The sequence below is a fragment of the Marinomonas foliarum genome, from assembly GCF_016906065.1.
Lineage (GTDB): Bacteria > Pseudomonadota > Gammaproteobacteria > Pseudomonadales > Marinomonadaceae > Marinomonas > Marinomonas foliarum.
The window spans coordinates 923845-932500 of the sequence record NZ_CP070273.1; the positions used below are offsets into that span (position 1 = coordinate 923845).

At 44.3% G+C, this 8656-nt stretch carries 4 protein-coding genes, 1 tRNA gene and 2 rRNA genes; 2 read left to right on the forward strand and 5 right to left on the reverse strand.

Translation table 11 applies throughout. The features are described from left to right. Positions 1-57 precede the first annotated feature (57 nt). Positions 58-2079 carry an NADPH-dependent 2,4-dienoyl-CoA reductase gene (locus JSY38_RS04290; protein ID WP_205115465.1) on the reverse strand — a complete coding sequence of 674 codons (2022 nt, stop codon included), beginning with the start codon at positions 2077-2079 and terminating at the stop codon, positions 58-60. On the opposite strand from JSY38_RS04290, the gene JSY38_RS04295 reads away from it, so the two are divergent. Continuing rightward, a complete protein-coding gene (locus JSY38_RS04295) occupies positions 2071-2799 on the forward strand; it encodes a TetR/AcrR family transcriptional regulator (protein ID WP_309477159.1) in 729 nt (242 codons plus the stop codon). The two genes, JSY38_RS04290 and JSY38_RS04295, sit on opposite strands and share 9 nt — an antisense overlap. Here JSY38_RS04295 and JSY38_RS04300 read toward each other — a convergent pair. Next, positions 2785-3693, reverse strand: coding sequence for a DMT family transporter (locus JSY38_RS04300; protein WP_205115467.1), 909 nt, complete (start codon positions 3691-3693; stop codon positions 2785-2787). The two genes, JSY38_RS04295 and JSY38_RS04300, sit on opposite strands and share 15 nt — an antisense overlap. A gap of 107 nt (positions 3694-3800) precedes the next feature. On the opposite strand from JSY38_RS04300, the gene JSY38_RS04305 reads away from it, so the two are divergent. Next, positions 3801-4739 (forward strand): LysR substrate-binding domain-containing protein, encoded by a 939-nt coding sequence (locus JSY38_RS04305; protein WP_114411587.1) that lies wholly within the window; start codon positions 3801-3803, stop codon positions 4737-4739. 256 nt (positions 4740-4995) lie between these two features. Here JSY38_RS04305 and rrf read toward each other — a convergent pair. The 3 genes from rrf to JSY38_RS04320 all read right to left on the reverse strand — a co-directional run bounded on the left by rrf (position 4996) and on the right by JSY38_RS04320 (position 8612). Then, positions 4996-5110: ribosomal RNA gene (rrf, locus tag JSY38_RS04310) — 5S ribosomal RNA — on the reverse strand. Between the two features lie 229 nt (positions 5111-5339). Continuing rightward, positions 5340-8229, reverse strand: a 23S ribosomal RNA gene (locus JSY38_RS04315). A gap of 307 nt (positions 8230-8536) precedes the next feature. Further along, positions 8537-8612 (reverse strand) — tRNA-Ala (locus JSY38_RS04320). Positions 8613-8656: the final 44 nt, after the last annotated feature.

The window sequence follows — 8656 nt, forward strand, 5'->3', positions numbered from 1 at the left end:
TGAAGAGAGTGACAGATCCATATTCTTAACCATCACTCTCTGAATATTTTCACATTACTATAAAGAACAAGCCAGCAGGGTTCCTTGCTTAATAGCTCGCTTAGCGTCCAACTCAGAAGCCACATCAGCCCCGCCGATAAAATGTACAGAGTGGCCAATTTCAGCTTCTAACAATCGATTTGGCTCTTGTCCCGCGCATACAACAATCGTATCGACATCAAGACAACGAGCTTCGCCATTTACCGTTAAATGTAGCCCTTCATCATCAATACGCTGATAATCACAGTCTGACAAAAAGACGACGCCTTTTTTTGACAATTCGGTACGATGAATCCAACCTGTTGTCTTACCTAAATTAGCACCTACCTTGCTTTTCTTACGTTGCAATAAAAAGATCTCTCGCTCTGATTTTGCAAACACAGGCTTAACACCTTCCACGCCACCACGAGCAGAAAAACTCATATCAACGCCCCATTGAGACATAAAGTCGGAAATTTTTTGCTCTTTATGAGCTGTTGAATGAATTAAATACTCACTGATATCGAAACCAATGCCACCTGCACCAATAACAGCCACGCGCTTACCAACCGGTTTGCCATTCATTACATCTAAATAACTCAGTACTTTTTGATGCTCTACCCCTTCAATTTCAGGTGTTCTAGGCAAGATTCCCGTTGCCAGTACCACTTCATCAAAACTCTCTTTTTTTAGAAGTTCACCGTCCACTCGGGTATTCAGCTGAAGATTAACGCCTGTTAGTTCAACCTGACGAGCAAAATACCGCAAAGTTTCATAGAACTCACCTTTACCAGGGATTCGTTTGGCAATATTAAATTGCCCACCAACTTCATTACTTGCATCGTATAAAGTAACAATATGACCGCGCTTTGCTGACGTTGTTGCAAAAGCTAAACCAGCAGGACCAGCTCCTACCACAGCAATACGCTTAGGAGTGTCAACTGGTGTAATAACAATTTCTGTCTCATGACACGCTCTTGGGTTAACCAAGCAAGACGTCATTTTTTGATCAAATACATGATCTAAACAGGCTTGGTTACAAGCAATACAGGTATTAATTTCGTTTGCACGATTTTGCTCTGCTTTTACCACAAATTCAGGATCGGCAAGGAAAGGTCTCGCCATAGAGACAATATCCGCATCACCACGAGCCAGCACTTGCTCTGCCACGTCAGGCGTATTAATTCGGTTAGAAGTGACCAAAGGAACAGTCAAGGATTTACGGAGTTCTGCCGTTACCCAAGTAAAGGCCGCTCGTGGCACTTTTGTAGCAATCGTCGGCACTCTCGCTTCATGCCAACCAATCCCTGTACTAATGATACTTGCGCCTGCTTTTTCGATAGCAAGGCCAAGTTTCACCACTTCTTCAAGGTCACTACCTCCTTCGACAAGGTCCAACATAGACAACCGGTAGATAATAATAAAATCTCTGCCTACGGCGGCTCTGATTCGTCTTACGATGTCTGTCGGTAACTTAATTCGATGCTCGTATTCTCCGCCCCACTCATCCCCACGTTGGTTGGTTCGAGCGGCAATAAATTGATTAAGTAAATAACCTTCTGAGCCCATCACCTCAACGCCGTCATAGCCCGCTTTCTTAGCTAAAACAGCCGCATTTATAAAATCAGCTATTTGCTTTTCAATACCTTCTGGCGTTAATGCCTCAGGCTTAAAAGGATTAATCGGCGCTTGTAACGCTGACGGCGCAACCAATTTAGGATTGTATCCATAACGACCCGTATGTAAGATCTGCATGCATATCTTGCCACCTTCGGCATGAACGGCATCAGTAATGATACGATGCTTTTCAACATCCTCTTCAGACGCCATTTTTGCAGCACCGGCGTAAACAGCGCCTTCAGAGTTTGGCGCAATGCCGCCAGTCACAATCAGGCCAACTCCACCACGAGCACGTTCTGCATAGAAAACAGCCATTCGCTCAATTCCGCCTTTTATTTCCTCTAGGCCTAAATGCATAGACCCCATCAGCACTCGATTCTTTAACTGAGTAAAGCCTAGATCTAGTGGTTCAAATAAATTTGGATAAGTTGAATGGCTCATAATCATGACTCGCTTTGTTTATTGTTTTTTAGATTGCTGCTGCCCACAAGCAATTTAGACACTGTCAAGATAGGTTTTCATTTTGACATTGTCAAGATAGAAGTATTTAATCAGCCCATGTCGACATTAAAAACACAATATCACCACGGTGATCTCACTAAATCATTACTTGATTCCGCCGCTATTATTATCAAAGAGCAAGGCGTTGAGAGTCTTAGTATGCGTAAACTTGCAGACACCGTTGGTGTTTCAAGAACAGCGCCATATCATCATTTCAAAGATAAAAACGCACTACTTTGTGCACTGGCAGAGCAAGGTTTTCATGAGCAGGAAAGAATACTTAACTCTTTAAAATCCGAAAAACAGCAAGCCACTGAAACCTTCAAAAAATACGTTCATGCATATTTAGAGTACGCACTCCAATATAGCGAAACCTACGATCTTATGTATGGCAGAACATTGTGGAAAGCAGGCAACCCAAGCGACTCACTCAAAACTGCATCAAAACAAACCTTTAAAGCTTGGATCGATTGGGTGGAAGAGTTACAAGAGAAAAATATTCTTCCCAATAACAACACGCCACTCAGAATAGGACAAACAACTTGGGCTAGCCTTCACGGACTAGCCCGTCTGTTTATAGATGGAATCTACCTAGACAAGGAAGATTTGTCAGATATGGTTGAGCAAATGATTAAAAACCTCTGCTCAACCAGCACCTAAATTAGACCGAGTATTCGATAATAATTGCTCTTTACGTAATCGCCTAATATCTCGGTGACTTAAATATAGCAATGGCAAAATAACGAACAATGAACCGATAAATACTCCTAAATCTGGAGTTTCACCAAAGATCCACCAACCAAGTAAAAAAGCGAAAATTAACCCTGAGTACTCGGCACTTGTCACTTTACTCGATTCCACATACCGATACCCAATCAGACAGGACACGCTGTATAAAATCGAACAAACCGAAGACAAAGCAGCAAACATTATATTCCCAAGATCAAACACTTCACCCTCCCAAAAAGCCAAGATACTCACCATTGGCAAAGCAAACATTTGCGTCACAAACAAACCATATAGCATGCTTTGCTCTTGGGGCAGTTTCTTAATCAATAAACTATTTACTGCTAAAACAATGGCGAAAAGGATCGCACTTATCATTGAAAAGGTAATTTCAGTCGGCCTTAAAATCACTAGAATTCCAATAAAGCCTAAAATAGCGGCAAGTAGCACATCTATACTTAGTCGTTCTTTGTAGAAAAAAGCACCAAACAGCATAATGAATATAGGCGCTGTATAAAATACTGCATTGGCTGTCGCTAATGGTAATTCCGCCAACGAAATAGTAAGCAAAACCCCAGCCAACACCCACATATTTCCTCGAATAAAGTGCAGCTTTAAACCCAAGGTTGCGGTTGATTTATCTGAACTTAAATACTTGTGCACTGCGATAGGAAAAAGAAAAAGGCACATAAAAACAGCACGAAAAAACGTAAATTGAAAAATCGTCACATCAACGTCTGCCATCTTAATAAAGACATCACACAAAGTTGCAAAAAAGCTTCCTAGGACAAGAATTAAAATAGCACTACTTACTGTACGACCAGACAAAATTTATCTCCTTAAGAGCACGGATTATTCGCACCAGCTTAATCAGTACAACACATTAGATAAAATGATATATTTTCGACTAGTATTAGTTATTTGGATAATAAACCATGCTTCCACCTCTAAAATCTCTTCCTGTCTTCGAAGCCGTCGCTAGATTAAACAGCTTTTCTCAGGCCGCCAGCGAGCTCAATGTAAGCCAAAGCGCAGTTTCTCATCAGATAAGGATTCTAGAAAATTACTTAGGAGAAAGCCTCTTCCATAGACAAGGAAGAAACCTAGAGCTAACAAAAGAAGGGAAACATTATTTAGACTCAATCAGCAACTCATTGCTGCAGATTGAAGAAGCGACGAACCATATTAAAGGACAACAGAAAACCAACATCAGACTGGCTGTATATAGTTCATTTGCTGTTTATTGGCTTATACCAAGACTTCCAGAACTGAAGCACTTGCATCCAAATTTAGAGCTTAGCATTGAAATGAGCCATGGCACGCCGGATCTTTCAGATCGAACAGCTGATTTTTTTATCACTACTGAAAAAGAAAAACGAGGTTTTCTATTTGAATCTCTCTATCAAGAAGAGCTATTTCCCGTTTGCAGCCAAAGCTATCTAGAGACGATTAAAAGTAAATTGAGCACAATAACCTACCAAGAGTTAGCGGATAAATTAAGTGTAACTCCAAACTCTTTGGCCCAATTCCCACTTATTACGTCATATAGCATCTACGATCGCCATACAGAAGATTGGAAACGCTGGTTTGCGAATTTAACTCTCGCACTTCCAGAGCACATTCAATTTCATCGATTCAGCCATCTCATGTTGGCTTACGAGGCTGCAAAACACTCTCTAGGGATTGCACTCGTGAATGACTACATGATGAGTGAAAGAGCCGATGAAACTACACTAATCAAATTACCCTGCAGTGCATTTAAAACGGGGGACAATTTTTATATAGCTTACAAAGAAAGCAGAAAAGATGAAGAAGCAATAAGGTCTTTAAGGAGCTGGTTAAAAAAAGAGGCTAAGAACCTTATTAACTTATAAATGCAAGGTAGCACAAACTTAGATAACACAACGTAGTTTCTTTTTAATTTCGACTTTGTCTAACTCATTTAGCCTAGACGAAAAAAAGCCCTGACAGCATAGCTATCAGGGCCTTGTTAATATAAAGCTTGATAATAGCCTACTATAACATGCGTATCTTTGATAAAAAGCCCCACTAGTGGGAGAGAGTGTTTTGATGTCCTTAAACGAAAAAACCCCGACCTGCTACGCAGGACGGGGTTTCTCTTAATATAAAGCTTGACGACGACCTACTCTCACATGGGATCTCCCACACTACCATCGGCGATGGCGCTTTTCACTTCTGAGTTCGGGATGGGATCAGGTGGTTCAACGCCTCTATGATCGTCAAGCAATTCGTTTTGCGTATTGTTTTGAGCTATGCGTTGATTGCATTGTCTTTCGACTTGTCTCAAAACACGCGAATACGTGCTTGGATCTTTAACAATTCTGTTTTGAAATAACGTGGATCAAGTATTAAACCGATGCTCATCATTGCTGATGCTTTATCGTATCTGTGTCTTTGTCATTTTGATGAGATTGAGCTTTCACTTTTCTCATCCAAAACCACTTTGGTGTTATATGGTCAAGCCTCACGAGCAATTAGTATTGGTTAGCTCAATGCCTCACAGCACTTACACACCCAACCTATCAACGTCCTAGTCTCGAACGGCTCTTTAGGGGACTTATGTCCCAGTGAGATCTTATCTTAAGGGAGGCTTCCCGCTTAGATGCTTTCAGCGGTTATCCCGTCCGAACATAGCTACCCGGCAATGCCACTGGCGTGACAACCGGAACACCAGAGGTTCGTCCACTCCGGTCCTCTCGTACTAGGAGCAGCTCCTCTCAAATCTCAAACGTCCACGGCAGATAGGGACCGAACTGTCTCACGACGTTCTAAACCCAGCTCGCGTACCACTTTAAATGGCGAACAGCCATACCCTTGGGACCGGCTTCAGCCCCAGGATGTGATGAGCCGACATCGAGGTGCCAAACACCGCCGTCGATGTGAACTCTTGGGCGGTATCAGCCTGTTATCCCCGGAGTACCTTTTATCCGTTGAGCGATGGCCCTTCCATACAGAACCACCGGATCACTAAGACCTACTTTCGTACCTGCTCGACGTGTCTGTCTCGCAGTTAAGCGTGCTTTTGCCTTTACACTCTATGCATGATTTCCGACCATGCTGAGCACACCTTCGTGCTCCTCCGTTACTCTTTGGGAGGAGACCGCCCCAGTCAAACTACCCACCACACAGTGTCCTCGATCCCGATAAGGGACCTGAGTTAGAACCTCAAACATACCAGGGTGGTATTTCAAGAGTGGCTCCATGCAAACTGGCGTCTGCACTTCAAAGCCTCCCACCTATCCTACACAAGTAGGTTCAAAGTTCACTGTGAAGCTATAGTAAAGGTTCACGGGGTCTTTCCGTCTAGCCGCGGATACACAGCATCTTCACTGCGATTTCAATTTCACTGAGTCTCGGGTGGAGACAGTGTGGCCATCGTTACGCCATTCGTGCAGGTCGGAACTTACCCGACAAGGAATTTCGCTACCTTAGGACCGTTATAGTTACGGCCGCCGTTTACTTGGGCTTCGATCAAGAGCTTCGCTTGCGCTAACCCCATCAATTAACCTTCAAGCACCGGGCAGGCGTCACACCCTATACGTCCACTTTCGTGTTTGCAGAGTGCTGTGTTTTTAATAAACAGTCGCAGCCACCTGGTATCTTCGACCGACTAGTGCTTACGGAGCAAGTCCTTCACACCGGCCGGCGTACCTTCTCCCGAAGTTACGGTACCATTTTGCCTAGTTCCTTCACCCGAGTTCTCTCAAGCGCCTTGGTATTCTCTACCTGACCACCTGTGTCGGTTTGGGGTACGGTTCGATCATATCTGAAGCTTAGAAGTTTTTCCTGGAAGCATGGCATCAACCACTTCGCCCAAAAGAGGGCTCGTCGTCAGTTCTCGGTCTTAAAGGGACCCGGATTTGCCTAAGTCCCAAACCTACCGCCTTAAACACAGACAACCATCGCTGTGCTGGCCTAGCCTTCTCCGTCTCTCCATCGCAATATGTACGAGTACAGGAATATTAACCTGTTTCCCATCGACTACGCATTTCTGCCTCGCCTTAGGGGCCGACTCACCCTGCCCTGATTAACATGGGACAGGAAACCTTGGTCTTCCGGCGGGGGAGTTTTTCACTCCCCTTATCGTTACTCATGTCAACATTCGCACTTCTGATACCTCCAGCCTGCCTTACAGCTTGACCTTCAACGGCTTACAGAACGCTCCTCTACCATGCCTAGTAAACTAAGCATCCGTAGCTTCGGTGTACAGTTTGAGCCCCGTTATATCTTCCGCGCAGGCCGACTCGACTAGTGAGCTATTACGCTTTCTTTAAAGGATGGCTGCTTCTAAGCCAACCTCCTAGCTGTCTAAGCCTTCCCACATCGTTTCCCACTTAACTGTAACTTTGGGACCTTAGCTGACGGTCTGGGTTGTTTCCCTTTCCACGACGGACGTTAGCACCCGCCGTGTGTCTCCCGTAATTGCACTCATTGGTATTCGGAGTTTGCATGGGGTTGGTAAGTCGGGATGACCCCCTAGCCCAAACAGTGCTCTACCCCCAATGGTGAGATACGAGGCGCTACCTAAATAGCTTTCGAGGAGAACCAGCTATCTCCGAGCTTGATTAGCCTTTCACTCCTATCCACAAGTCATCCCCAGCCTTTTCAACGGATGTGGGTTCGGTCCTCCAGTTGATGTTACTCAACCTTCAACCTGCTCATGGATAGATCGCCCGGTTTCGGGTCTATTCCCAGCAACTAAACGCCCTATTAAGACTCGGTTTCCCTACGGCTCCACTATGTGCTTAACCTTGCTACTGAAAATAAGTCGTTGACCCATTATACAAAAGGTACGCAGTCACGGAACAAGTCCGCTCCCACTGCTTGTACGTACACGGTTTCAGGATCTATTTCACTCCCCTCACAGGGGTTCTTTTCGCCTTTCCCTCACGGTACTGGTTCACTATCGGTCAGTCAGGAGTATTTAGCCTTGGAGGATGGTCCCCCCATATTCAGACAGGATAACACGTGTCCCGTCCTACTCGTTTTCATGATTAAGGTGTTTTCGTATACGGGGCTATCACCCTCTATCGCGGCACTTTCCAGAGCCTTCTACTAACACCAAAACCACTTAAGGGCTAATCCCCTTTCGCTCGCCGCTACTTAGGGAATCTCGGTTGATTTCTTTTCCTCCGGGTACTTAGATGTTTCAGTTCCCCGGGTTCGCCTCCACACAGCTATGTATTCACTGTGGGATACTCTACAAGTAGAGTGGGTTTCCCCATTCGGACATGTTCGGATCAAAGTCTGTTTATCGACTCCCCGAACCTTTTCGCAGATTACCACGTCCTTCATCGCCTCTGACTGCCAAGGCATCCACCGTGCACGCTTGGTCACTTGACCATATAACCCAAAATAGTTTTTTACGATTCCAAAAGGAAAAGTAGAAACATAAATCAGACCACATACCAAAGAGCTTTTGTGTCTCTTTGGATTTACGATAATAGAAGTCACTAGGTTAAAGTGAACTTCCACCGGTTTAACGCTTGATTCATCGTTATTTCAAAATTCGAATTGTTAAAGAGCAAGTTTAGTGCAAAGCACTAAGTCAGAGACTAAAAATCACCCAACACACGAATGTGAAAGATGTTTAGCGTCTTGCTTAGAACTCTCTTCTAATCTTTTACACAGAGTGATCATCATCAGTAAATGGTGGAGCTATGCGGGATCGAACCGCAGACCTCCTGCGTGCAAAGCAGGCGCTCTCCCAGCTGAGCTATAGCCCCATTACTAACTAGATCGTATTTGGTTAATCGGAGAAGATATCTCC